At 61.3% G+C, this 23,207-nt stretch carries 20 protein-coding genes; 16 read left to right on the top strand and 4 right to left on the bottom strand.

What is annotated here, in order from left to right; genetic code table 11:
* Positions 1-7 precede the first annotated feature (7 nt).
* Positions 8-1,021, bottom strand: coding sequence for an ABC transporter permease (locus AC4FS3_RS10175; protein ID WP_283180167.1), 1,014 nt, complete (start codon positions 1,019-1,021; stop codon positions 8-10).
* A 118-nt stretch (positions 1,022-1,139) separates the two neighbouring features.
* Entirely contained in the window at positions 1,140-2,207 is a 1,068-nt protein-coding gene (locus tag AC4FS3_RS10170) for a sugar ABC transporter substrate-binding protein (RefSeq protein WP_491020472.1), read from the bottom strand.
* Positions 2,208-2,388: 181 nt separating this feature from the next.
* Here AC4FS3_RS10170 and AC4FS3_RS10165 point away from each other — a divergent pair, with 181 nt between their 5' ends.
* The 15 genes from AC4FS3_RS10165 (at position 2,389) to AC4FS3_RS10095 (ending at position 19,566) form a co-directional block, all read left to right on the top strand.
* Positions 2,389-3,081, top strand: a complete 693-nt coding sequence (locus tag AC4FS3_RS10165; RefSeq protein ID WP_283180165.1) for a GntR family transcriptional regulator — start codon at positions 2,389-2,391, stop codon at positions 3,079-3,081.
* 10 nt (positions 3,082-3,091) lie between these two features.
* On the top strand, positions 3,092-4,696 hold the full coding sequence (locus AC4FS3_RS10160) for a GMC family oxidoreductase (protein WP_491020471.1): 1,605 nt from the start codon (positions 3,092-3,094) through the stop codon (positions 4,694-4,696).
* Between the two features lie 18 nt (positions 4,697-4,714).
* Complete coding sequence (gene attM, locus AC4FS3_RS10155) at positions 4,715-5,497, top strand: AttM family quorum-quenching N-acyl homoserine lactonase (RefSeq protein WP_491020470.1); 783 nt, start codon at positions 4,715-4,717, stop codon at positions 5,495-5,497.
* 118 nt (positions 5,498-5,615) lie between these two features.
* Positions 5,616-7,019 (top strand): FAD-binding oxidoreductase, encoded by a 1,404-nt coding sequence (locus AC4FS3_RS10150; RefSeq protein ID WP_491020469.1) that lies wholly within the window; start codon positions 5,616-5,618, stop codon positions 7,017-7,019.
* A gap of 3 nt (positions 7,020-7,022) precedes the next feature.
* Complete coding sequence (locus AC4FS3_RS10145) at positions 7,023-8,621, top strand: GMC family oxidoreductase (RefSeq protein WP_491020468.1); 1,599 nt, start codon at positions 7,023-7,025, stop codon at positions 8,619-8,621.
* Positions 8,622-9,229: 608 nt separating this feature from the next.
* Positions 9,230-10,216: a UDP-glucose 4-epimerase GalE gene (gene galE / locus AC4FS3_RS10140; RefSeq protein WP_491020537.1), complete on the top strand. Its 987-nt coding sequence runs from the start codon at positions 9,230-9,232 to the stop codon at positions 10,214-10,216.
* Positions 10,217-10,877: 661 nt separating this feature from the next.
* Entirely contained in the window at positions 10,878-12,239 is a 1,362-nt protein-coding gene (locus AC4FS3_RS10135) for a malonyl-CoA decarboxylase (protein WP_491020467.1), read from the top strand.
* 25 nt (positions 12,240-12,264) lie between these two features.
* Positions 12,265-13,833 carry a malonate--CoA ligase gene (locus AC4FS3_RS10130; RefSeq protein WP_491020466.1) on the top strand — a complete coding sequence of 523 codons (1,569 nt, stop codon included), beginning with the start codon at positions 12,265-12,267 and terminating at the stop codon, positions 13,831-13,833.
* Positions 13,830-15,239 (top strand): M20 family metallopeptidase, encoded by a 1,410-nt coding sequence (locus AC4FS3_RS10125; protein WP_491020465.1) that lies wholly within the window; start codon positions 13,830-13,832, stop codon positions 15,237-15,239. Before AC4FS3_RS10130 ends, AC4FS3_RS10125 begins: the two co-directional genes overlap by 4 nt.
* Positions 15,240-15,282: 43 nt before the next feature.
* Positions 15,283-16,056: an ABC transporter ATP-binding protein gene (locus AC4FS3_RS10120; protein WP_283180160.1), complete on the top strand. Its 774-nt coding sequence runs from the start codon at positions 15,283-15,285 to the stop codon at positions 16,054-16,056.
* A 10-nt stretch (positions 16,057-16,066) separates the two neighbouring features.
* Complete coding sequence (locus AC4FS3_RS10115) at positions 16,067-16,792, top strand: ABC transporter permease (RefSeq protein ID WP_491020464.1); 726 nt, start codon at positions 16,067-16,069, stop codon at positions 16,790-16,792.
* Entirely contained in the window at positions 16,789-17,592 is an 804-nt protein-coding gene (locus tag AC4FS3_RS10110) for an ABC transporter permease (protein WP_491020463.1), read from the top strand. Before AC4FS3_RS10115 ends, AC4FS3_RS10110 begins: the two co-directional genes overlap by 4 nt.
* A gap of 82 nt (positions 17,593-17,674) precedes the next feature.
* A complete protein-coding gene (locus tag AC4FS3_RS10105) occupies positions 17,675-18,445 on the top strand; it encodes a transporter substrate-binding domain-containing protein (protein ID WP_283180157.1) in 771 nt (256 codons plus the stop codon).
* Between the two features lie 134 nt (positions 18,446-18,579).
* Positions 18,580-18,726 carry a hypothetical protein gene (locus AC4FS3_RS10100; RefSeq protein ID WP_491020462.1) on the top strand — a complete coding sequence of 49 codons (147 nt, stop codon included), beginning with the start codon at positions 18,580-18,582 and terminating at the stop codon, positions 18,724-18,726.
* A 46-nt stretch (positions 18,727-18,772) separates the two neighbouring features.
* Positions 18,773-19,566, top strand: a protein-coding gene (locus AC4FS3_RS10095) for an IS5 family transposase (protein ID WP_491020461.1) whose coding sequence is annotated in 2 segments (ribosomal slippage) — positions 18,773-19,130 and positions 19,130-19,566 — 795 coding nt in all. Because the reading frame shifts where the segments join, the coding sequence is not laid out codon by codon here.
* 89 nt (positions 19,567-19,655) lie between these two features.
* Here the strand turns inward: AC4FS3_RS10095 and AC4FS3_RS10090 are convergent.
* The gene (locus AC4FS3_RS10090; RefSeq protein ID WP_491020460.1) at positions 19,656-21,728 is read right to left on the bottom strand and encodes a sensor histidine kinase; all 2,073 of its coding nucleotides are present in this window, start codon (positions 21,726-21,728) and stop codon (positions 19,656-19,658) included.
* A gap of 100 nt (positions 21,729-21,828) precedes the next feature.
* On the opposite strand from AC4FS3_RS10090, the gene AC4FS3_RS10085 reads away from it, so the two are divergent.
* Entirely contained in the window at positions 21,829-22,611 is a 783-nt protein-coding gene (locus tag AC4FS3_RS10085) for a response regulator transcription factor (RefSeq protein ID WP_491020459.1), read from the top strand.
* A 294-nt stretch (positions 22,612-22,905) separates the two neighbouring features.
* Here the strand turns inward: AC4FS3_RS10085 and AC4FS3_RS10080 are convergent, their stop codons facing one another.
* Entirely contained in the window at positions 22,906-23,124 is a 219-nt protein-coding gene (locus AC4FS3_RS10080) for a hypothetical protein (RefSeq protein ID WP_491020458.1), read from the bottom strand.
* Positions 23,125-23,207 lie beyond the last annotated feature (83 nt).

Genomic DNA, 23,207 nt, shown 5'->3' with positions numbered 1-23,207 from the left:
CCCCGCCTCAGATGAACTTCAGATGCAGCTCTTCACGGTTCAGGAAGGCATTCGCCCCGACCGCGATCAGCAGAACAAAGCCGTTGAAAAGCTTGCGCGCCGAGCTGTCGATGCCGAACTGGGTCATGCCATTCGAGACCATGTAGAGGAAAAAGACGCCGAGCAGGGTTCCCAGAACATGGGGCTTGCCCTTGCCAAGGATGGTCGCCCCCAGGAAGACGGCGGCAAAGGCCTCAAGCAGGTAACCCGCACCGCCAACCGGCTGCGCCGAGGACGAGGTGGCGGCAAGGAAGACACCGGCCACACCACAGAAAAAGGCGCAAAGCACAAAGCTGACCGTGACCCAGCGATAGACCGGAATGCCGGAATAGAAGGCAGCCAGCGGATTGTCTCCGACCGCGCTGATATAATGGCCGGTGCGCAGCTTGTTCGCGATGATGAAGGCGATGGCGAAGAAGAAGAACAGGAAGACCGATTTCACCGCGATCATGCCGTAGCGACCCTGTCCCAGCCAGCGGAAAAAGGTTTCCTCATAACCGACAGCAATCTGATAGCCGCCGGTCAGATACTGGTTCAGGCCTTCAAGCAGAAACATCACCCCGATGGTTCCGACGATCCCCGAGATACGAAACCACGTGACCAGCAGCCCGTTGACGAGACCAATCGCCATCGAGGCAAGCAAGGCCAGCACAATGGCCATGGGTGCTCCGGTCACCGGGATCAGCATGGCGCAGACGATGGATGCCGTGGTCACGGTGGTGCCGATCGCCAGATCAAAGCTGCCGGCGGCGACCACATAGGTCAGCCCGATCGACAACAGGGCGCAGGTGAACATCGAGAACACGATATTGTTCATGTTCGAGACGGTCAGGAAATAGGGTGACGCAATCGAAAAGCCGATTGCGACGGCAAGGATTACAAGGATCGTGCCCCAGACCCGCAGGAATCTGACGAATGGGTGGGTTTTGTCCTGACCCGCGGCCTCGGACCGTCCGGCTGCGGCTTGCGTTGCGGTTGTCATCTTAATGTCCCGTGGGCTTCAGGCGGCACGGCCCTGACCGCATTGCGGTCGGGCCGGCGCGCGAGGTTGGAGCGGAGATTGGGTGCCCCGGTCAGGGCACCCGAAGCAAAACGGCGGATCAGCCGCCGAAAGGCTTCAGAAAGGCGATCGCCGCCTCATCCATGGCGCGGATTTCGTCATGCACTTTCGCGGCTTCTTCCGGCAAAATCGTCTGCACCGGCGCGCGATGGCTGATATTCGGCACCTGTTCACCACGGCCAAGCGCGAGGGCAATCCTGCCGACCTCTTCGCCGATGATGTGATAGGGGACGTCGGTCGAGAATTCGATCTGCGAATTGCCCGTGGCCATCTCGCCCAGCAGCTGATCCGAGGTGAAGTTGTTGAACAGCTTCACTTCATTGCGGCCCATCTGCTGCACGGCCTGCATGGCACCGATGGTCAGCGGCCACCACCAGGACATGAAGGCGGCAATCGAGCCCGGCTCGGGATTGGCCTGAAGCAGGGCGAGCATATTCTCGCGGCCTTTCGAGATCTGGTCCTCGCTTGAAACGGAACCCGAAATGAAGGGCAGCATTTCCATGCGCGGCTCGAAGGTGGTCATCAGCGAAAGCATGTCCGACTGCATGTCGAACGGCGTGTAGAAGCCACGCGATTCGGCGGTCTGGGCGATCCGGCCCTGGCGGCCAAGCGCGTTCTGGATGAAATGCCCCATGGTGATCGCGGCGCCCCAGGTATCTTCCAGAACCGCAGGCGAATCCTTGACGTTCACACAGAAGCCGACGGTCTTGATGCCGCGCTTATGCGCCTCGTCAACGATGAAAGCCGTCTCGGATTCCAGCGAATAGATCCCCAGAACAAGCACATTGATGTCACGGTCAAGGAGCGCAAGCGCTGCGTCCTGTTCGGATTGCTTGGAAGGCTCGCCGCGCACGGCGACCACCTCACCGCCCCCTTCGGTCACGGTCTGCGCGATCTTCCAGCAGCCACGCCGCCAGGGCTGGTTGAACGGGCCATAATTGAGACCGATCCCGACCCGCACCGGCGCGCCCTGGGCGCGAAGGACGGAAGGCGCAAAGAGCGTCGTTGCCGCAAGGGCTGCCGCAGTCCCGCCCAGCATCTGCCTGCGCGAGAGATTCGCGGCGGACAGCGCGGCCTCAGCAAGCTTCTTTCTTGCAATGAAATCCATTGGTACCTCCCTGAAGATGAAATCGCCAGCCGGACTCCTCTCTGGCTGGTGCCGGTGTCGAACTACAGATTATCGACAATCTAGTCCATAATAATTTCGATGATTATGATGATTATTTGGTCGAGTGAATTGACAGCCCGCACGGGGGCCGCTATCGCTCTGGCTCGGAAGGAGGGGGTCAATGCCACGCAATCAAAGGGTGCTCAGCGCATCCGCGACAGCACCGGAAGCCGGCAAGGTCCGCATGGCCGAAGTCATCTACCAGGCTCTGCGCCACGACATTGCCTTTGGCAGGCTGATGCCGCGTCAGAGGCTGGTCGAAAGCGATCTTTGTGAACGTTTCGGGACCACAAACCACAATGTCCGCCAGGCTTTCGAGCTGCTGGACCGCGTGGGCCTGATCGAGCGCAAGGCCAATCGGGGTGTCGAGGTCAAGGCGATGACCGCACAGGAGCTGACCGACCTTTATGAGGTGCGTGTCATGCTGCAACGCGAGGGCGCGCGCTTTCTTGACCTTGATCGTCGGGAGGAGCTGGTGACCAGGCTTACAGCGGTCAATGCCGATTACGAAAAGGCCCTGGAAGAAGACCGGCTGGAGGCTGCCGCCGAGGCAAATGACGCTTTCCATACAATGCTGTTCGATTACTGCCGCAATGCCGAACTGGCAAAGCTGCAGCACAGTTACTGGCTGAATGCTTCGGCGATCATCTCGCGGGCTTTGACGGATAAAAGCCTCTCGCAGAAGTCGCGCGAAGACCATCGCGCCATCATCAGCGCCATCGCAGATGGCGATGTCGCGCGCCTGATCGAAGTGACGGTGGGCCATATCAGCCCGGCCGTTGATGTTTACAGACGGCTCTACGGGCTGTTCTGAGGAGGACACTATGTCTCTGGGAGGAGAAATCCCCGACTACATCGTAGTCGGGGCAGGGTCTGCTGGTGCCGTCGTTGCCGCCCGGCTGACCGAGGATCCCTCGATCCGGGTTGCCCTGGTCGAGGCCGGGGGAGAAGACCGCAATCCGTGGATCCATATTCCCCTGGGCTATGGCAAGCTGTTTCGGGCCCCGGGCGTCAACTGGATGTACACGGGTGTGCCGGAACCCGGCCTGAACAATCGCGTCATCTACCATCCCCGTGGCAAGGTGATCGGCGGCTCCAGTTCGGTCAACGGGCTGCTTTACGTTCGTGGCCAGGCGGCGGATTACGATACCTGGGCGCAAATGGGCTGCACGGGCTGGAGCTTTGCCGATGTGCTGCCGATGTTCCGTCGCGCCGAGCGCCGGATTGCGGGCGGCAATGCGCTGCGGGGCGGGGATGGGGCACAGCCGATCTCGGGCCCGACCGGCCCGCATGAGCTTTGTGACGCCTATATCGAGGCCTGTATGCAGTCGGGCCTGCCGCGCAATGAGGATTTCAATGGCGCGCATCAGGAAGGTGCCGGCTATTACGAATCCACCCATCTGAACGGCATCCGCTGGTCGACCGCGAAAAGCTATCTGCGCGAGGCGCGCAAACGCCCGAATTTACAGGTGATCCTCAGGGCCCGCGTGCTGAAGGTTCTGTTCGAAGGCAAGCGCGCGACCGGCATCCTTTACGAAAAAGACGGCCAGCACATCACGCTGCGCGCCCGCCGCGAGATCGTGCTCTCGACCGGCTCGATTGCGACCCCTCAGTTGCTGGAACTTTCGGGCGTCGGCGATGGCGAGCGGTTGCGCCAGCTTGGCGTCGGGGTGGTGCATCACGCGCCGCAGATCGGTGAAAGGCTGCAGGATCACCTGCAGGTGCGCTGCGTCTATGAGGCAAAGCGCAGCAATACGCTCAATGCCCGCTACAATAATCTCGTCCGGCGGATGGGGATCGGGCTGGAATTCCTGCTGCGCCGCCGGGGGCCGCTGACGGTTTCGGCAGGCTATGCCGGGTCGTTCTACCGCACCTCCGGGATGCTGTCAGAACCCGATATCCAAAGCCTGTTCCTGATATTCTCGCTCAGAAAAATGGGCGATGCCTTTGACCCGTTCTCGGGATTTACGGCCAGTTTCTATCAGCTGCGGCCCGAAAGCCGGGGCCATGTTCATGCCGTAAGCCCCGATATCCGCCAGCAACCGGCGATCCTTGCGAATTACCTTGCGACCGAGACGGACCGTCAGGTGAACATCGCCGGCCTGCGCCGCCTGCGCGAGATGATGCGGGCGCCGGCCATGGCGGCCCAGATCAGGCGCGAGACCGAGCCGCCGCCCGCTGCCGTCAGCGATGAGGATCTGCTGGCCTATATCCGCGCCACCGCCTCGACGGTTTATCATCCGTCCTCGACCTGCGCGATGGGGCCGAATGACGATGACCCCTGCACGCCGGAGCTGAGGCTGCGTGGGGTCGACGGGCTGCGGGTCGTCGACTGCTCGGTCATGCCTGCCATGACCTCGGGCAATCTGAACGCGGTCGCCATCATGATCGGCGAAAAGGGCGCCGATCTTATCCGGAAATCGATGTGAGACACCTGGAGGAGAAACATGTCAGACGAGATCAAACTCTACTTCTTTCAGACCGGCCGGATCCGGCAGAAAGAGGTCAATATCAAACTCGGGGCCGGTCAGGGTGAATTCTTCACGCCGATCCCCTGGTTCCTGATCACCCATCCGCGCGGCAATGTGGTGATCGATGGCGGTATCGCTGTCGAGGCGGCCATTGATCCGAAGGGGCACTGGGGCGATGTCGCGGATGTCTACTGGCCCGTGATGGACCCCGAAGATGGCTGCATCAACCGCCTGACCGAAGCAGGCTTCGACCCCGCCGATGTGAAATATGTCATCCATTCGCACCTGCATCTGGATCATACCGGCGCTATCGGGAATTTCCCGAATGCGACGCATATCGTGCAGAAACGCGAATATGAATACGCCTTCAGCGCCGACTGGTTCGCGGCTGGCGGCTATATCATGAAAGACATCACCAAACCCGGCGTGAAATGGGATCTGATCGAGGAAGACGGCCTTGATCTCTATGGCGACGGGGTCATCCAGCTGTACAAATCGCCGGGCCATTCCCCGGGCCATCAGTCAATCATGGTGCGCCTGCCCAACAGCGGCGCGGTATTGCTGGTGATCGACGCCGCTTACACATTCGATCACTGGGACAATAAATGCCTGCCGGGCTTCCTGACTTCGGCGATCGAGACCTCCGCCTCTGTCGGCAAGCTGCGCCGTCTGGCCGAACGCGAAAACGCCATGGTTGTGACGGGCCATGACCCGGACGCCTGGCCATCCTTCCGCAAGGCTCCTGACTATTACGACTGAGCCTTTCGGCCAGTTCGTCGTGCAGAGAGCGGGGCACCACTCCCGGCTTCGCTCTCTGCCACAAGCTTTTCATACCCAGAGCGGGCCGGATCGGCGGCCCCAGACAATGGCCGGGGCCATGACAACAGACGTATTTCTGCAAGAGGCCGCCCCTGTGCTGGCGTCAAAGGATCTGGTGACCGCGCCCGAGGCGATGTCGCCTTTCCTGACAGACTGGCGACATATGGCAAAAGGCGACGCAATCGCGGTCTGCTTTCCGCGCCGGACCGAAGAGGTGGCCGCTCTTGTCACATTATGCGCGCGCCACGGCATCTCGATCACGCCGCAGGGGGGCAATACCGGCCTTGCCGCCGGCGCAGTGCCCGGTGGCGCAGGCCCGGCCATTGTTCTCAGCCTTGCCCGGATGAACCGTATTGTAGCACTCGACCGGATCGGCATGACGGCCACGGTCGAGGCCGGGGTCATCATCGACACATTGCGCGCCGAACTCGCCGCCATCCGCCGTGATCTGCCCGTTAGTTTCGCAGCAACGGGTTCGGCCACGGTCGGAGGTATCCTTGCGACGAATGCGGGCGGGGCGAATGTGCTGCGGGCAGGCATGGCGGCCCGACGCCTGCTTGGGCTGGAAGTGGTGCTGGCCGATGGCAGTGTGGTCTCGCGGCTGGACGGTCTGCACAAGGACAATTCCGGCCTGAACTGGATGCAGCTCTTCACTGGCTCGGAGGGCTGTCTGGGGATCATCACCAAAGCGGTTCTGAAGACCGAACCGCTGGCGGTCTCGACCGCGACCGCGCTGCTTGCGGTCACGGACCCTGCACGCGCGCTGGAGCTTTACGGCCTTGCCACCGACCGGATGGGCGAGCGTCTTTCGGCCTTTGAGATCATCTCTGCCGAGGCCAGCCTCCGTGCCGGTGACAGGATGGGAGTGGCAAGCCCGGTCACCGTGCAAGACGGATGGCTCTTGCTGATCGAAGCCAGTTCAACCGCGCCGGATATCGCGCCGGAGTTTGAGGCGCTGATCGGTCAGGCCTTCGAGGCCGGTCTGTGCCATGACGGCACGATTGCCACCAATGAAGCGCAGCGCCGGGCGATATGGCATCTGCGCGAAAGCCTGACCGAGGCCGAAGCCGCCAGCGGGACCTCTGTAAAGCACGATGTTTCAGTGCCTGTCGCCAGGATCCCCGATTTCCTGCTGAAAAGCCGGGACGTGCTGGCGGATGTCGCCGCGCAGACCGGCGCCCGTCTGCAACCGCATATCTTCGGCCATATCGGAGATGGAAATCTGCATTTCAACATTCTCACCGACCGGCCTCGGGCCGCAGGCACCCTGAACCGCGCTGTGCATGATCTGGTGATTGCCTGCGGTGGTTCGGTGACGGCCGAACACGGTGTTGGCAGCTACCGCCTTACCGAGGTCGGGCGCCTGCTTCCGGCCGCGCAGCTGGCGTTGCAGCGCCGGATCAAAGCGGCGCTCGATCCGCTGAACCTCCTCAATCCCGGCAAACTCATTCCCGGAGCCTGATCCATGACAGAGCAATTCGACTATATCATTCTGGGTGGCGGCACGGCGGGCTGCGTGCTGGCGAACCGGCTGTCAGAGAATGGCCGCCACCGGGTGCTGCTGGTCGAAGGTGGCGGCGAGCCGAAAAGCATGTGGATCGATATCCCGGCGGGCTTTTCCAAATTGCTGGTCGATCCGGTTTACAACTGGCGTTTCACCTCGGAGCCCGAGCCGGCGACCTATGACCGCCAGATATCGATCCCGCGCGGCAAGGGCCTTGGTGGCTCGACCCTGATTAATGGAATGATCTGGGTCAGGGGCCAGGCGCGTGACTTCGACCAATGGGCGCAGAAAGGGGCAACAGGCTGGAGCTTCGCCGATGTGTTGCCCTGGTTTCGCAAAATCGAGGATTTCGCCGGAGATGAGGGCGAGACACGTCACAAGGGCGGTCCGGTTCCGGTGACAGAGGTGGGGTTGCGACCGGAACTTGCCGAGGCCTTCATCCGCGCGGCCCAGGAGGCCGGTTATCCGCGCAACCCGGATTACAATGACGGCAGCCAGGAAGGCTTCGGCTATTATCAGGTAAACCAGAAGAAGGGCCGCCGGATCTCTGCCGAAAAGGCCTATCTGGCCCCGGCCCGCAAGCGCCCCAATCTGCGGGTTGAAACCAATGCCCATATCCTGCGACTGGAAATCGAGGGCCGCAGGGTTACCGGCGCGACCTGGCGCAAGAACGGTCGTGACATCACCATGTCCGCAGGTCGTGAGGTTATTCTCTGCGCCGGCGCTGTGCAGACCCCACAGATCCTGGAACTCTCGGGCATCGGCAATCCGGATCTGCTGGCGCGATGCGGGATCGAAACGCGCCATGCGCTGCGCGGCGTTGGCGAGAATTATCAGGACCATTACTGCACGCGGATGAACTGGCGGGTGACAAAGCCGGTCACGCTGAACGAACAGACCCGTGGCCTGTCTCTGCCGCGCGCTGTGCTGCAATATTTCAGCACCCGCAAAGGGATCCTCACACTGGGCACCGGGATGGCGGCGGGCTTCGTCAAAACCCGCCCCGATCTGGAAGATGCCGACATTCAGTACTTCTTCATGCATGCAAGCTACGCCGATGCGGCAAAGCGGATCCTGGATCATCAGCCCGGTATGACGATCGGCGTCACCCAGCTGCGCCCGGAAAGCGTTGGTTCCATTCATATCCGTACCGCCGATCCATACGCGCAGCCGGCAATCGCTCCGAACTTCCTCTCGTCACCAGCGGATCTGATCGTCATGCGCCGCGGGATGCAGATCGCGCGTGACATTGTGGGGCAAAAGGCGCTTGCGCCCTATGTCGCGCATGAAATGAGCCCTGGCCCGGATTGCGCAAGCGAGGCCGATTGGGACGAGTTCACCCGCCGCAATGGCCAGACCATCTATCACAATGCCGGAACGGCAAAGATGGGCACCGACCCGATGGCTGTGGTTGACCCGTCGCTGAAGCTGCACGGGTTGGCAGGGTTGCGCATTGCCGACGCATCCGTGATGCCGACAGTGGTTGCCGGAAACACCCAGGCGGCCGTTTTCATGATCGCGGAAAAAGCCGCCGATCTGATCCTTGGATCTGCTGGCTGACTTAGACCCGGACATCTGTGCTTACGGCGCACAGGGCGCACGCTTTTATAGTGTGGCTGAACAGAGTTCCTCAGGTGTCTGAACTCAAGGCTCGATGGGGGGCGCTCCCTGGAGAGGAAGGCTGAACAGCTGGCCGGGATCGAGATCGCGCCCCAACAGGGTCTGACAGATCTGGAACGTTGAAATACGGCGCTGCCGAACTGTCGGCGGCCCCCTCCTGCTCTCGAAATCCGACCAGGGGACCGGGCACCGCCCCCGGGGCATGTTGCAAAGCCTGGTCATCGGCGAGTGTCTTCAGGTCAGGCGCATCGTCGTGAGACCGGGCGCCGCCCACAGGATCGAGAAACCCGGCAAGGGAGCGAGGATGACATCATCCGTTACGTGGAAGCCTATGCTGTCGGCCAGGGCGCAAGGGGCTGATATCGGACTGATTTTGCCCGAAGCGCTGGCCCGGCAATACCGGGCCGCCGCTTGCAGCGTACCCGGTACAGGCAGTCTGGATCTGAATTGACCAGCCTCGCATATCTGCTCCGCTTCCGGTCCGGACTTTCTGGCTTTTGCGTTCTCTGCGCGCTAGGCATCGGGCGGATGAGATTCGCAAAGGACATCTGATGGACCGCGTTCTTGTGACGGGTGGTGCCGGGTATATCGGGTCGCATGCCTGTAAGGCGCTGGCACGGGCCGGGTTTTTGCCGGTGGCTTTCGACAATCTCTCGACCGGCTGGGCCGAGGCGGTAAAATACGGGCCGCTGGCCAGGGGAGATCTCCTGGACCGCGCCTCGATCGATGCAGCGCTGGCCGAACACCGGCCCATTGCGGTGATGCATTTCGCGGCGCTGTCACTGGTGGGCGAGTCGATGAAGGATCCCGGCAAATACTGGCGGGTGAATGTTGAGGGCGCGCTGAACCTGATCGAGGCAACGGTGGCAGCCGGGATCGGCAATTTCGTCTTCTCCTCGACCTGCGCCACTTATGGCGATCAGGATGGGGTGGTGTTGACCGAGACCACGCCGCAATACCCGATCAATGCCTATGGCGGCTCGAAAAAGGCCATCGAGAATATCCTTGGCGATTTCGCGGCGGCCTATCCCCTGAACCATGTGATCTTCCGCTATTTCAATGTCGCGGGCGCCGATCCCGAAGGGCAGCTGGGCGAACAGCACCAGCCCGAGACACATCTGATCCCGCTCATGCTGGAGGCGGTGGCGGGCAAGCGCCCCGCGCTGACCGTCTTCGGCTCCGATTACGCCACCCGCGACGGCACCTGCGTGCGCGACTATGTCCATGTCTCGGATCTGGTCGATGCTCATGTGCTGGGGCTGAAATGGCTGCTGGACGGCAAGGGCACCCGGGCCTTCAACCTCGGCACCGGCAAAGGCTTTTCCGTGCGCGAGGTGATCGATGCCGCCCGCACCGTTACCAACAGAGAGGTGCCGATCATCCAGGGTGAGCGCCGCCCAGGCGATGCGGTGGCGCTGGTCTCGGGCTCGGCCCGGGCAGTTGAGGAACTGGGCTGGGAGCCGAAACGCTCGACCCTGCGGCAGATGATCGGTGATGCCTGGACATGGGCGCAGCAGCCGGAATACCGGGAATAGGAGGGGCGCTGCCCCCGTCCCTGTCCCGGGCTATCTGCGTGAGGTGCAAAGCCCCGTCTTTTCGGATCCGAATACCCCGCGGGAGGCGCCGGCCATCTGCCAGATGTGACGCGGCTGCGGCAGAAGCCACAGGACCCATGGCCCGAGATTCAGACCCGGTGGCCTGCGCGGCCTTGTGGTCGCGCCGACCATCGCCCGGACGGCGCAGGATCCGCAAAGGCCGTGGTCGATTGCGGCGCGGTGATGGTGGCCGGCAGCCAAATCCAGGCTGACGGGAACGGGCTGAAATTCTACAACACCACTTGCAAGGTCGCCAGGGCGGATGAGACCGCGATCCGGGCAGCGCCTGGTGCCGCGCGGATGCGCCCGTGTGCGATGAGTCTGACACGCTGCCGGGCAGACAGTTACTGGCTTTCGAGACCTGGGCGGTCGATGGCCATTCCCGCAAAAAAGCGCAGGGACAGGGGACAGTGGGAACCCCTGGTGCCATCGTCTCAACCGATGGCGATGCAAACTGTCTCTTCTTTTAGCCGTCGTTAATCCATCTTCAAGATTGTTATATACAACGCTTGTTATAATGCATATATCATGAAGGTGATCGCGGGCCTTTGCCGGCCTTGGGGTCAGCACTTTACCGGCGCATCAAACCGGAAACCATGTCATGTCCAGAACCGGATCTGCTTCATCCCGCCCTTCGCTGCTGGGCGATCTGTTTGAGAGCCTGAGCGAACGTGGCCGGCGCTTCATGGGCTGGCGCGCAGGGGTCCGGCGCGACAGGCTCCCGCCCCCTGATCTGACGGAGCTGGGCGCGCGCCTCCTGTCGCGGCGCGGAGAGGCCTCGGGCGTGGTGATTGCGCGTGCCCTGCTGGCAGCTTTTGAAGATGCGGGTCCTGAGGGGCGTCTGGCCTTCCTTCGGGCACTGGCCGATGATTTCGGCCCCGACCCAAAGGCGGTGCAGGCCGCGCTGGCCGCCCTGCAACAGGCTCCCGACGCAGCCGGGCCGATGGAGGCGCTGCACAGCGCCTCCGAGCCGCGCCGCCAGGAATTGCTGCGGCGCCTGAACCTTGCACCGGGCGGCACTGCGGCGCTGGTCAGGATGCGCGAGGAGCTCATCGGCCATCTGCGCGACCAGCCGGAGCTGCGGCGGGTCGATCAGGATTTCGCGCATCTCTTCGGCTCCTGGTTCAACCGGGGCTTCCTTGGCCTGCGCCGTATCGACTGGAACACCCCGGCCAGCATTCTGGAAAAGATCATCCGCTACGAGGCCGTGCATGCGATCCGCAACTGGGACGATCTGCGCAACCGCCTGCAGCCCGGCGACCGGCGCTGCTATGGGTTTTTTCACCCGCAGCTGACCGATGAGCCGCTGATTTTCGTCGAGGTCGCGCTGACCCGCGCCAGTCCCGACAATGTGGCAGAGCTTCTGGACCTCACGCGCCGGCCGATCCGCGCGGAAGAGGCCGATACCGCGGTCTTCTATTCCATTTCCAACACTCAGAAAGGGCTGGCGGGGGTTTCCTTCGGCAATTTCCTGATCAAACAGGTGGTCGAGGAATTGAAGGCCGAATGCCCGAATATTCGGACCTTCGTCACCCTGTCGCCGGTGCCGGGCTTTGCCGCCTGGCTTTATGCGCAGCGCAAGGACGAGACCTCCGACCTGATCACCCCGGAGCAACGTCTTGTTTTCACCGCTCTCGACCAGCCGGGCTGGCATGAGGATGGCGCCGAGATCCGCGCGCCGCTTCTGGCTGCCGCGGCCAGCTATTTCCTCAGCGCCCGCGACAAAGCAGGGCGTGTTATCGATCCTGTTGCGCGCTTCCATCTGGGCAACGGCGCCCGGCTGGAGCGGCTGAATTTTCTGGGCGATGTCTCGGAGAATGGATTGAAACAGTCGCATGGGCTGATGGTCAATTACCTCTATGACCTCAGCCAGATCGAAGTGAACCATGAGGGCTTTGCCGAGCGTGGTGACATCGTCGCCTCAGACGCGGTGAAGGCCGCGAAGCCCGTCCCCCGCCTCTGACAGCCCGCCTTTGCAGGAATATGCCATGTCCGCCAATCTTTTCGACATTCTGACCCGCTCCATCACAGATCCCGGGGCGACCGCCATCGAAACCCCGGGCGGCGAGCGGATCAGCTATACCGAACTGACCCGGCGCAGCGGGAAAATGGCGCATGCGCTGACCGGGCTTGGCGTGGTCCCCGGCGACCGGGTGGCGGTGCAGGTGGAAAAATCGCTTGAGGCGATCATCCTCTACCTTGCCACGCTGCGGGCGGGCGCGGTCTTCCTTCCGCTGAACACCGGCTATACCTCGGCCGAGATCGCCTATTTCATCGGCGATGCAGAGCCCGCGCTCTTTGTCTGCGATCCGGCCCGCGCCGGCGATCTGGCGGCGACCGCCGAAAAGGCCGGGGCGCGGATGCTGACGCTGGATGCAGAAGGCCAGGGCAGCCTGACCGAAGCGGCAAAGGCCGCGCCCGGTGATTTCGCCACCCTGCCGCGTGAGGCCGATGATCTGGCGGCGCTCCTTTACACCTCGGGGACGACGGGGCGGTCAAAGGGGGCGATGCTGACCCATGGCAACCTGGTCTCGAACGCGCTGAGCCTGCGCGAGGCATGGCACTTTACGGCAAGCGATCTGCTGATCCATGCGCTGCCGATCTTTCACACCCATGGCTTGTTCGTCGCGACCAATGTGACGCTTTTCTCGGGCGCATCGATGATCCTGCTGCCGAAATTTGACCCTGACCGCATCCTCGGTCTGATGGACCGCGCCACGGTGCTGATGGGGGTGCCGACCTTCTATACAAGGCTGCTGGCCGAGGCGCGGCTGAACACGGCAACCACCGCGCATATGCGCCTCTTCATCTCCGGCTCGGCGCCGCTGCTGGCGGAAACCCACCGCGAATGGCGCGCACGCACCGGCCACGCCATTCTGGAACGCTATGGCATGACCGAAACGAATATGAACACCTCGAACCCCTATGCCGGAGACAGGGTGGCAGGCACGGTTGGACTGCCGCTGCCGGGAACCGAGGTGATCGTAACCGATCCGGAGACCGGCGCGGAGCTGCCGCAGGGCGAGATCGGCATGATCGAGGTGCGCGGCGCCAATGTCTTCAGGGGCTACTGGCGGATGGCGGAGAAAACGGCGGCAGAGCTGCGTGCCAATGGCTTCTTCATCACGGGCGACCTGGGCCGCATCGATGACCGGGGCTATGTCCATATCGTCGGACGCGGCAAAGACCTGATCATCACCGGCGGCTACAATGTCTACCCCAAAGAAGTGGAAGCCGCGATCGACGAGATCCCTGGGGTGCTGGAATCCGCCGTCATCGGCGTGCCGCACCCGGATTTTGGCGAGGCGGTGACGGCAATCGTGGTGCCCACCGGCACTCCGGCCCTGACCGGAGACGCGATCATCGCCGCGCTGGCAACGCAGCTCGCACGTTTCAAACAGCCAAAACGGGTGATCTTCATCGCAGAGCTTCCGCGCAACACGATGGGAAAGGTGCAAAAAAACCTGCTGCGAGAGCAATATTCCGCGGTCGCACCCGATCCGGACGGATCCAGCGCCTCCGGGCAAACCCAGAGCCAACTCCATGAGGCACCATGACATTGCCCACCCGTAACGCCGCGCTGCGCAATGCCGTCGCATATTTCGACAACGGGGCTTTTCTCGCGGACCTTGCCGCCCTTGTGTCCCGCCCCAGTGAAAGCCAGAACCCCGCAGCCGCGCCCGAGCTGCTGGCCTATCTGACCCTGGATCTGCAGCCAAGGCTGCAGGCGCTTGGCTTCGGATCCGTCCTTCATGACAACCCCGAACAGGGCGGGCCGCCTTTTCTGCTGGCGAGTCGCATCGAAGATCCGGGCCTGCCGACAGTGCTGATCTATGGCCATGGGGATGTCGTTCATGGCCAGGCCGAAGACTGGCGTGAAGGGCTCTCTCCCTTCCGGTTGCAGCAGGAAGATGACCGGGTCTATGGCCGGGGAACGGCAGATAACAAGGGCCAGCATCTGGTCAACCTGACCGCGCTTCAGCAGGTGATCGCATCGCGCGGCCGGCTGGGCTTCAACGCGAAACTCCTGATAGAGATGGGGGAAGAGGCGGGCTCCCCCGGGTTGCAGGAGTTTTGCCGCAGCGAGGCCGCGCTTCTGGAGGCCGATGTGCTGATCGCCTCGGACGGACCACGCATTGACCCCGCCAGGCCGATGATTTTCACCGGATCGCGCAGTTCACTGACCTTCCGGCTGAGCGTTGATTTGCGCCAGGGCGCGCATCATTCGGGTAATTTTGGCGGGTTGATCGCAGATCCTGCGATCATTCTGGCCCATGCTCTGGCGGTGATTACTGACCAGCGGGGCCAGCTCCAGGTGCCGGAATGGCGTCCCGACACGCTGACCCCGCGCATTCGCGAGGTGCTGGCGGTTCTGCCCGTACCGGAGGCCGGCTTTGCCCTCGACCCCGACTGGGGAGAGGAAAGCCTGAGCCAGACAGAGCGGGTCTTTGGGTGGAACAGTTTTGCGGTGCTGGCGATGAAATCGGGGCGGCCCGAAGCGCCGGTGAATGCCATCGCAGGTGAAGCCCATGCCACCTGTCAGCTGCGCTATGTGGTCGGGACCGATCCGGAGGAAATCCTTCCGGCCCTGCGACGCCACCTGGATCAGGCGGGCTTCGGAATGGTGCAGATCACCATGACAGACACCGGCTATTTCCCCGCGACGCGGCTGGATCCTGATCACCCCTGGGTGCAGTTTACGGCGGGTTCGCTGGAGGAAAGCACCGGCCTTGCGCCGCATATCCTGCCCAATCTGGGCGGCTCGCTGCCCAATGATTGCTTTGCCGATATTCTGGGTCTGCCAACAATCTGGATCCCGCACAGCTATGCGGGCTGCAACCAGCACGCGCCGGATGAACATGCTCTGATGCCAGTACTGCGTCAGGGGCTGATCGGGATGACGGGTCTTTTCTGGGATATCGGAACGCCCGGGCTGTCCCCGCAGCCGAAAAACAGCGCGTGAAGGCTATGAGACAACCGACGACCACCACAGGAGAGGCGAGTTGATGGCGGAAAGAAAGGTGGCGGTTCAGCTGACCGGGCTGCGCAAGCGTTTTGGCGACCTGGAGGTGCTGAAAGGGGTTTCTCTGACGGCCCATTCCGGTGACGTGATTGCGATCATTGGCGGCTCGGGTTCGGGCAAATCGACCATGTTGCGCTGCATCAACTTTCTGGAAACCCCGACCGCGGGCGAGGTGCGGCTGCATGGCGAGCTGGTTGAAACCAGGTCTGACGGAAAGGGGGGCCTGCGCGCAGCTAACGCGGCGCAGCTTAACCGCCTGCGGGCGCGGCTCGGGATGGTGTTCCAAGCCTTCAACCTCTGGCCGCATCGCACCGTGCTTGAAAATGTGATCGAGGCGCCGGTCCAGGTGCTGGGCCAGAACCGTGATGCGGCGATTGCCAATGCCGAACGGCTGCTCGACCGCGTCGGATTGCTGGCCAAGCGCGACACCTTTCCCGAGATGCTCTCGGGCGGGCAAAAGCAACGCGCCGCGATTGCCCGCGCCCTGGCGGTTGACCCACATGCCATGTTGTTTGACGAGCCGACCTCTGCCCTGGATCCGGAACTGGTGGGCGAGGTGCTTTCGGTCATTGCTGATCTCGCCCGCGAAGGCCGGACCATGATCCTGGTGACCCATGAGATGCAGTTTGCCCGCAATGTTGCCAGCGAAATCATCTTCCTGCGCAATGGGGTGATCGAAGAGCAGGGCCATCCGGCGGAAGTTTTCGACGCGCCGAAATCCGAGGCACTGCGCGCCTTCCTCGCACCGAAATACTGAGGCGGGGCTGATGGATCTTCTGAATATCACCGATTGGAGCCTTCTCGCCTGGGACTCCCCCGGCTGGGGCGGCGCGCTGCTCTGGGGTGCGCTCAAGACCGTGCAGATCGCCCTGGGGGGGTATCTTTTGGGCCAGCTGATCGGCATTGGCGGCGCAATGGGCAAGGTTTACGGACCTCCCTGGCTGAAAGAATTGCTGGCTATCTACACAACGCTGATCAGGGCCGTGCCGGAGCTGATCCTGATCCTGATCCTCTTTTATGCGGGGACGGCGGGTCTGAACGCCCTGGCTGGCCACTTTGGCCTTGGCCCGATCAACGTCAATGGCGCCATGGCAGGCGTGATGGTGATCGCAACCGTGCAAGGCGCCTATAGCACCGAGGTGATCAGGGGAGCGATCCAGGCCATTCCGACCGGCTGTCACGAGGCCGCCTCAGCCTATGGCATGGCGAAATGGACGGCCTTCCGTCGCGTGACGCTGCCCCTTCTGGTGCCACGTGCCCTGCCAGGCCTTTCAAACCTTTGGGTCATTGCCACCAAAGAGACCGCACTCCTGTCGGTGGTCGGTTTTTCGGAACTTGCTCTGGTGGCCAAACAGGCGGCGGGCAGCACCAAACATTACATGACCTTCTTTCTTGCGGCCTCGGCCCTCTATCTGACGATAACGCTGATTTCGCGGGTCGTCTTCAATCAGCTTGAGGCGCGCTACAGCCGCGGCACGGTGAAACACAGATGAGCGAGCTTGCCTTTTCATCCAGACGCGGGTTGCGCGCCGCTTTGCCCCTTTACCGCGTCATCTATATCGCGATCGGGCTGGCCATTCTTTACGCGATTGTGACGGGACTCCAGTGGGACTGGCTGCCCCAATATCTGCCAAAGTTCTGGAACGGCTTTAAAATCACCATCGCGATCTGGGCCGCATCGGTTGTGTTCGGCTTCCTGCTGGCGCTGCCACTGGGGCTGGCGCAGGTGGTGTCGCGCGGGCCACTGCGCTGGCTTTCCGTCGCCTATTGCACGACGTTCCGGGGGACGCCGCTCCTGATGCAGCTCTGGCTGTTCTATTTCGGCGTTGGAGCGATGATCACCCAAATTCCGGGCATCCGTGAAACCATTTTCTGGCCCCATGTGCGCGAGGCCTGGCCTTTTGCGGTTCTGGCCCTGTCGCTGAACTACGCTGCCTATTCGGGCGAGATCATGCGCGGTGCTTTCGCCGGAGTCGGCCGCGGTGAAATCGAGGCGGGCCAGGCCTTCGGCATGTCAAAGGCCAGGATCTTTCGCCGTATCTGGCTGCCGCTGGCCCTGCGCCAGGCCCTGCCCACCCTCGCGGGCGAAACGGTTTTGCAGCTGAAGGCAATTCCCCTGATCGCCACAGTCACGGTGCCCGAGATGTATGCGATTGTTGTCCAGGCGCGCCACGACACTTTGCTGACCTATGAGCCTTTGTTGTTCATCGCCGGCATCTATCTGGTTCTGACCTTCCTGGTCGTGCAGGCGCTTGGCCTCGTCGAGAGGCGTTTCAACCTGGCGAAAAGGTAAGGGCGGGCATGTTCCTCTGCGCAATTTCAGGGGCTTAAACGGTTTTAACAAGAAACGAACGACCAACATGGAGAAAACACCAATGAAAAAAACGGCACTTACCCTTGCCGCGATGCTGGCCTTTGCCGCGCCGGCTATGGCCCAGCAGCTGAAAGTCGGGATGGATTCCGCCCCCTATAAACCCATGAGCTGGCAGGAAGCGGACGGCTCCTTTCATGGGTTTGAGGTTGAGTTGGTAACAGCGGTCTGTGCCGCTGCCGCACTGGATTGCGTCATTGAGCCGGTGGCCTGGAATGGCATCATTCCCGCGCTGGAAACCAAAAAGATCGATATGATCATCGCCTCGATGAGCATCACGCCGAAGCGGCTGGAAGTGGTTGACTTCTCAGACCCCTATTATTCCTCCAACGCGATCTATATCGGCCAGAAGGATATGAAGTTTGATCCGAATGATGCCGATATCATGAAAAGCACCCTGCTGGGCGTGCAGACTGGCAGCGCTCATGAGGAATATCTGAATCGCAAATTTGATGGCCAGGCTGAGATCAAGGTCTATCAGGCGCAGGATGAATTGCTGGCCGATCTGGTCGCCGGGCGTGTCGATGTCGTCCTCGCGGGCCGGATGGGCTCGCTCGCCTTTCTCGGCTCAGCTGATGGGGCCGGTTTCAAAGCTCTCGCAGTGGTTGAAGATGAGACCTATCCGCCGCTGAGCATCGGTGCTGCCTTCCGTAAAGGCGACGAGAATATCGAAAAATTCAACACCGGGCTCAAAGCCATTCTCGACAATGGCACCTATGATGAGATTGCCGACAAATATTTCGATTTCGACATCTACGGCAAACCGCGCGGCTGAACGACGGATGCAGGACAGAAAGGCAAAAGGCTCGCAGAAATGCGGGCTTTTTCATGGATGTGCTGCAACACTCACGGCTCCTGTGATCGGGTTGAAGGCTACCAGCCAAGGCACGCGACGAGGCGCGCAGCTGCATGTTCCATCCAAAGCAGAGTTCGGAAAGGCTGGAGGACGGGTCGTTGACCGTGCGGTTCCGCGCCGGAGGGCGGGAGGAGATGGAATGGTATCTCGACCGCTGGCGTGACCGGGTCGATGAGGTTGCCAGGGTCAGGACCCATTGAATATCGCCTTGTTCGATGATTCAGGAGGCGCCAGGAGGCCCTTCTGATGAGCAATCTTTTCTGGCTGACAGACGCGCAGATGGCGCGGCTTGAGCCGTTCTTTCCCAAGAGCCATGGTAAGCCGCGCGTCGATGATCGCCGTGTGCTGAGTGGCATAATCTTTATCAATCGCAATGGCTTGCGCTGGTGTGACGCAGCCCGTGAATACGGCCCGCCCAAGACCCTCTACAACCGATGGAATCGCTGGAGCCGGATGGGTGTGTTCACCCGTTTCATGACCGGCCTGGCCGCCGAGGCTGCTGACGAGAAGACGATTATGATCGAAGTGAGCAGGCGAACGCCATGCGTTCGAGTGAGCCTGCGCAAGTATCTGAAAGCGCATCGCAAGGCCTCCAGCCTGCGGTTAAAAAAGCTGGGCGCGGCAGGCTGATCGGGCGCACGAAGGGTGGGATGAACACGAAGCTTCATGCCTTCGCCGATGCTCAGGGCCGCCCGATCAGCATGTTCATCACCGCAGGCCCCGTCAGCGACTCTACCGGAGCCGCTGCCATGCTGCGCAGCCTGCCGCAGGCAGAGTGGATGCTGGCCGACCGGGGATACGATGCTGACTGGTTCAGAGATGCGTTAAAAGTCAAAGGGATAAAGGCATGCATCCCCGGCAGGAAGGGCAGAAAGAAAGCCATCGGGCACGACAAACGCCGCTATAAACGCCGCAACCGCATTGAGATCATGTTCGGCAGGCTCAAGGATTGGCGGCGGGTTGCGACAAGAGAAGCCAGGTGCCCCATCGTCTTTCCCTCGGCCATAGCACTCGCCGCAACCGTCCTCTTCTGGCTCTAAAGTCAATGAGTCTGGAGCCTGGATGGGAAGCCGGCCGAATACCTCATCTGAACACCTACATTGCGCAAGAAATTCCCCAAAGCTCCGGCTCAGACTGACGGCGCCTGTGGCAGGCGGAAGCTTAAGGTCGTGCCGGTTCCCACCTTACTCTCTGCCGTGACTGTGCCGGAGTGGGATGCGATGATCCGGTCGACCAGGAACAGTCCAAGGCCGGAGCCGTCGATATTTATCGTGCTGCGGCCACGATAGCCGTTTCCAAATATTCTGGGAATCTCGTCTTCGGGTATTCCGACGCCGTTGTCTTTGATGCTGATGACGATTTCATCGCCCTCCAGTCCAGCCGTCAGCGCTATTTCAGAGCTGCGTTCATCTGAGGCATATTTGGTGGAATTTTCAATCACGCTGACGAGGGCGATTTCGAACATTTCCAGATCGGCCATAATAAGGGCATCTTCTGTATCTGGCTCTATAATCAGTTCCAACTGCGCATTTGGCATCAGTTCCATTGCGCGGCCGGTACCGGCGGCGATCAGATTTCTGACAGAATGTGCTTCGAGCTCTGCCTGGAAAGACGCGCCCTGGACGCGACTTCGGACAAGGTTCACCTCAAGAATATCGACAAGCCGGGATATGGCGCGACGCACGCGGGTTATACGTTCTTTGTTGATATCATCCTCAGTGGGAAGCGAGATACCGATCGCGTCTACTGTTGCACGGATGACTGCCAGAGGGGTACGATACTGATGCGATACCGCCTCAAAAAAACTGATCTTCTGGCGCTGGCTTTCCAGTTCGGCCTGCAGAGCCTCCTCCGCCACTTGCTTTGCGGAGGCAAGCTCTTCTGTCCGTTCCTCGACCAGATCTGCCGCCTTCTTCTCGGCCGTTTTCGCGCTTTCCAGCTCGCGCTGTCGGATCATGCGGTTGCGGGATTCCATATCGCGCATCCGCACCGCCATTGCGCCGGTCAACAGCAGCATCTGGCCGAGAACGGCAATTCCATAGGCGTGCATAACGAAATTCGGCAGCAAAGGCGCGCCTAATCTTTGCATCAGCGCCATTGAAACGCCTATCCCGGTCAAAGAATAGGCGGTGGCCCGCATCTTGCCGGCAAAACCATCTTCGTTACGATAGTAGATTGCCACGCACATATTCAGGATGGCGATTGCCAAGGCAGCGAGCGATCCGATCGGACCAAAGACGAGGTTCATACCGAGCGCAGAGAATAAACCTCCGACCAGACCAAGCATCGCCGGAATGGCATAGGCGATGCGCAGAAAAATATTCTTCCGCATAATATCCATAATACTTATGCAGGACACCACGCTGATCGTCATCCCGATCCAGGCATTGAATCCGATGAAGAAATCATTGGCACGGCCGTCCCCCGGGAAGAGATAGACCCGGCTGATCCCGAGATTGCCGAAATATATCATCGAGACGCCGAATGTCGCCATCGCCAGCCAGAAATATTGCGGCTTGCGATCATAATAAAGAAATACGAACTGGATCATCACCATGATCGCCATGCCGCCAAACCACAGCCCGTAGATCAGGGCCGATGTGGTGACGAAAATGAGATGATTCTGCTCAGGGTGAAGTCGCAGATCGACCTGGGTGGAGGAATTGCGGTTTTCAATGCGGATCAGTACGACCGTCGCGCGATCCGGCTTCAGATCAAGTCGGACCGCATCCATCAGGCCGGAAATCCCGTCCTCCTGAAACGGCCGGTGATCGCCGCCTTTCCACAGCGCAAAATCGGTGGCGCGCAGGCCGCCGCGCTCTTCGGCAATGTAGAAATCCACCAGATCGAGATAGTTCGGCTGCAGGCTCAGCACCGCACGTTTGCGCTCTTTCGCAGTGATCTCCAGCCTGAGCCAGATCGCGTCGCTGGTATAGCCGAAGCTTGCGGTGGGCTTTGTCGGGACGAAGCTGTCCTGGCGCTCCAGCACGTCGGTCAGGCTCATCTGACCGGTGCTGTCGCGCAGCATGGCGACGCGGCCCTCCAGCGAGAGCGGCGCGCCCGGAACCATGTCGGCACCGGCGGTGCCTGCAGATACAAAGATTAAAAAGATCACCAGAACGGTGCCTAACCACCTACCGGCACAGGCCCGGAATGTGTTAACAGACCCAGACCATTCCATGTGCTTCAGTGCGGCTGCCATTCTGCGGCCAGGTGCTTTCCTTTTCCCCACGCCCCGAACCGCACGTTTCCCGCCCCGTCCCGCAGACGGGTCTGAGACATATGAATGAGGCCTGCTCCTGATGCCAAGAAACCCTGACTCTCCGCGGCAGAGGGTAGTTCTCGTAGAGGACAATGAGGATCTCCGGCGTGGCCTGGCAGAGTATCTGAGCCTCTGCAATTTCGTGGTGGATGAGGCGGCAACGGGGGCGGCCTTCTTCGCGGCCCTGCAGCAAAATCGTTATGACGTGGTCATTCTGGACGTCAACCTGCCTGATGTCAGCGGCTTTGATCTGGCGCGGTTCATGGCCGCAAAAGGCGATGCCGGCATTATCGTGCTGACTGCGCGGGGCAGCCGGCAGGACCGCGTCAGGGGCTATGAGACCGGGGCCGATCTTTATCTGACGAAGCCGGTCGACAGTGAGGAACTGGCGCTCGCGGCGTGGAATCTGGGGCTGCGGGTGCGCCGGATGCGCGGAGTGACGAGCCAGCCACAGGACAGGTCTGAGACGGTTCTTCCGCTGCCCGATACCGCCCCGGAGCCGGACTTGCCTGCGGCGAAGACCGGCGGCTGGGTACTGGACCGGGCGCGTCAGGCGCTGCATTGCCCAAATGGCGCGACGCTGGCGGTCTCCGGCAAGGAGTCACTCCTGCTGGAGCAGATGGCGGGCCAGGTCGGCAAGATTATCAGCCGCAACAGCCTGCAAAGCATCTATGAGGAAGATTTTGTGCCGGTCGAAAGCCGCAAACTTGATGTGGCGATCAGCCGGCTGCGGATCAAAATCAGATCGGCGGGCACGGAACTGCCGGTCCAGATCATTCGCGGCGGGGGTATTCGTCTGCTTGAACCTATCATCATCACCTGAGCCGGATTTCCGGTGTCATGCCCTCGCTTCTGGAAGGGCCTGACACAGGGATGCCTCAGACCACCAGAGACATCAGTAACCCCAGCAGGGCGGCCGTCACCAGAAGCCCGCTGCCGATCCAGACCCAGCCTCTGTTGCGCAACGGCGTCGGGGCCCAGCAGAGGCCGCAATGCACGGACAAAAAGCGGACTTTATGCCCGCAATGACATGTGAAAAATCGCCTGGTCATTCTTGTATCCATGATAAGGCCGCCGCCTGAAGCGCTTCCCCTGCTTCAGGCGAAGCCCGATTTCGTCAGCGTGATACAGCCAAAGGCGAAAAGCCCGGTCGCCGACGCGAGGGCGGCGGCGGCTTTGCCATGTTGCTGACATATTGCAGATCGCTTTTCAGCGTCGCCAATAGCAAAAACAAAGCGTCATCGCCCGGACCAGAAGCCGGGCCCGGAGTGCTGGCGTAATGCTCCAGCCAGTCCAGGATCCGCTCTGCCAGCTCTGACGATGATTCAGTTTTCATGATGGCTCTCCGCGTGCTCGGATCAGACCGTGCAGGCAGTGGCTGCATCTGTTCCTGTTTTCTGTCGGAACCCGACACCACTC

Source organism: Pseudogemmobacter sp. TB195, assembly GCF_058313095.1.
The sequence above is the reverse complement of the archived record's forward strand: the minus strand, read 5'-3'. Positions and strand labels throughout refer to the sequence as shown.

Excerpts from the sequence above, each read along its gene's own strand:
- AC4FS3_RS10090 (WP_491020460.1), bottom strand. The coding sequence starts at position 21,728 with ATGGCAGCCGCACTGAAGCACATGGAATGGTCTGGGTCTGTTAACACA.
- AC4FS3_RS10125 (WP_491020465.1), top strand. The coding sequence starts at position 13,830 with ATGACATTGCCCACCCGTAACGCCGCGCTGCGCAATGCCGTCGCATAT.
- attM (WP_491020470.1), top strand. The coding sequence starts at position 4,715 with ATGTCAGACGAGATCAAACTCTACTTCTTTCAGACCGGCCGGATCCGG.
- AC4FS3_RS10110 (WP_491020463.1), top strand. The coding sequence starts at position 16,789 with ATGAGCGAGCTTGCCTTTTCATCCAGACGCGGGTTGCGCGCCGCTTTG.
- AC4FS3_RS10150 (WP_491020469.1), top strand. The coding sequence starts at position 5,616 with ATGACAACAGACGTATTTCTGCAAGAGGCCGCCCCTGTGCTGGCGTCA.
- AC4FS3_RS10130 (WP_491020466.1), top strand. The coding sequence starts at position 12,265 with ATGTCCGCCAATCTTTTCGACATTCTGACCCGCTCCATCACAGATCCC.
- AC4FS3_RS10145 (WP_491020468.1), top strand. The coding sequence starts at position 7,023 with ATGACAGAGCAATTCGACTATATCATTCTGGGTGGCGGCACGGCGGGC.
- AC4FS3_RS10170 (WP_491020472.1), bottom strand. The coding sequence starts at position 2,207 with ATGGATTTCATTGCAAGAAAGAAGCTTGCTGAGGCCGCGCTGTCCGCC.
- AC4FS3_RS10080 (WP_491020458.1), bottom strand. The coding sequence starts at position 23,124 with ATGAAAACTGAATCATCGTCAGAGCTGGCAGAGCGGATCCTGGACTGG.
- AC4FS3_RS10100 (WP_491020462.1), top strand. The coding sequence starts at position 18,580 with ATGTTCCATCCAAAGCAGAGTTCGGAAAGGCTGGAGGACGGGTCGTTG.
- AC4FS3_RS10085 (WP_491020459.1), top strand. The coding sequence starts at position 21,829 with ATGCCAAGAAACCCTGACTCTCCGCGGCAGAGGGTAGTTCTCGTAGAG.
- AC4FS3_RS10105 (WP_283180157.1), top strand. The coding sequence starts at position 17,675 with ATGAAAAAAACGGCACTTACCCTTGCCGCGATGCTGGCCTTTGCCGCG.
- AC4FS3_RS10160 (WP_491020471.1), top strand. The coding sequence starts at position 3,092 with ATGTCTCTGGGAGGAGAAATCCCCGACTACATCGTAGTCGGGGCAGGG.
- AC4FS3_RS10115 (WP_491020464.1), top strand. The coding sequence starts at position 16,067 with ATGGATCTTCTGAATATCACCGATTGGAGCCTTCTCGCCTGGGACTCC.
- AC4FS3_RS10165 (WP_283180165.1), top strand. The coding sequence starts at position 2,389 with ATGCCACGCAATCAAAGGGTGCTCAGCGCATCCGCGACAGCACCGGAA.
- AC4FS3_RS10120 (WP_283180160.1), top strand. The coding sequence starts at position 15,283 with ATGGCGGAAAGAAAGGTGGCGGTTCAGCTGACCGGGCTGCGCAAGCGT.
- AC4FS3_RS10135 (WP_491020467.1), top strand. The coding sequence starts at position 10,878 with ATGTCCAGAACCGGATCTGCTTCATCCCGCCCTTCGCTGCTGGGCGAT.
- AC4FS3_RS10175 (WP_283180167.1), bottom strand. The coding sequence starts at position 1,021 with ATGACAACCGCAACGCAAGCCGCAGCCGGACGGTCCGAGGCCGCGGGT.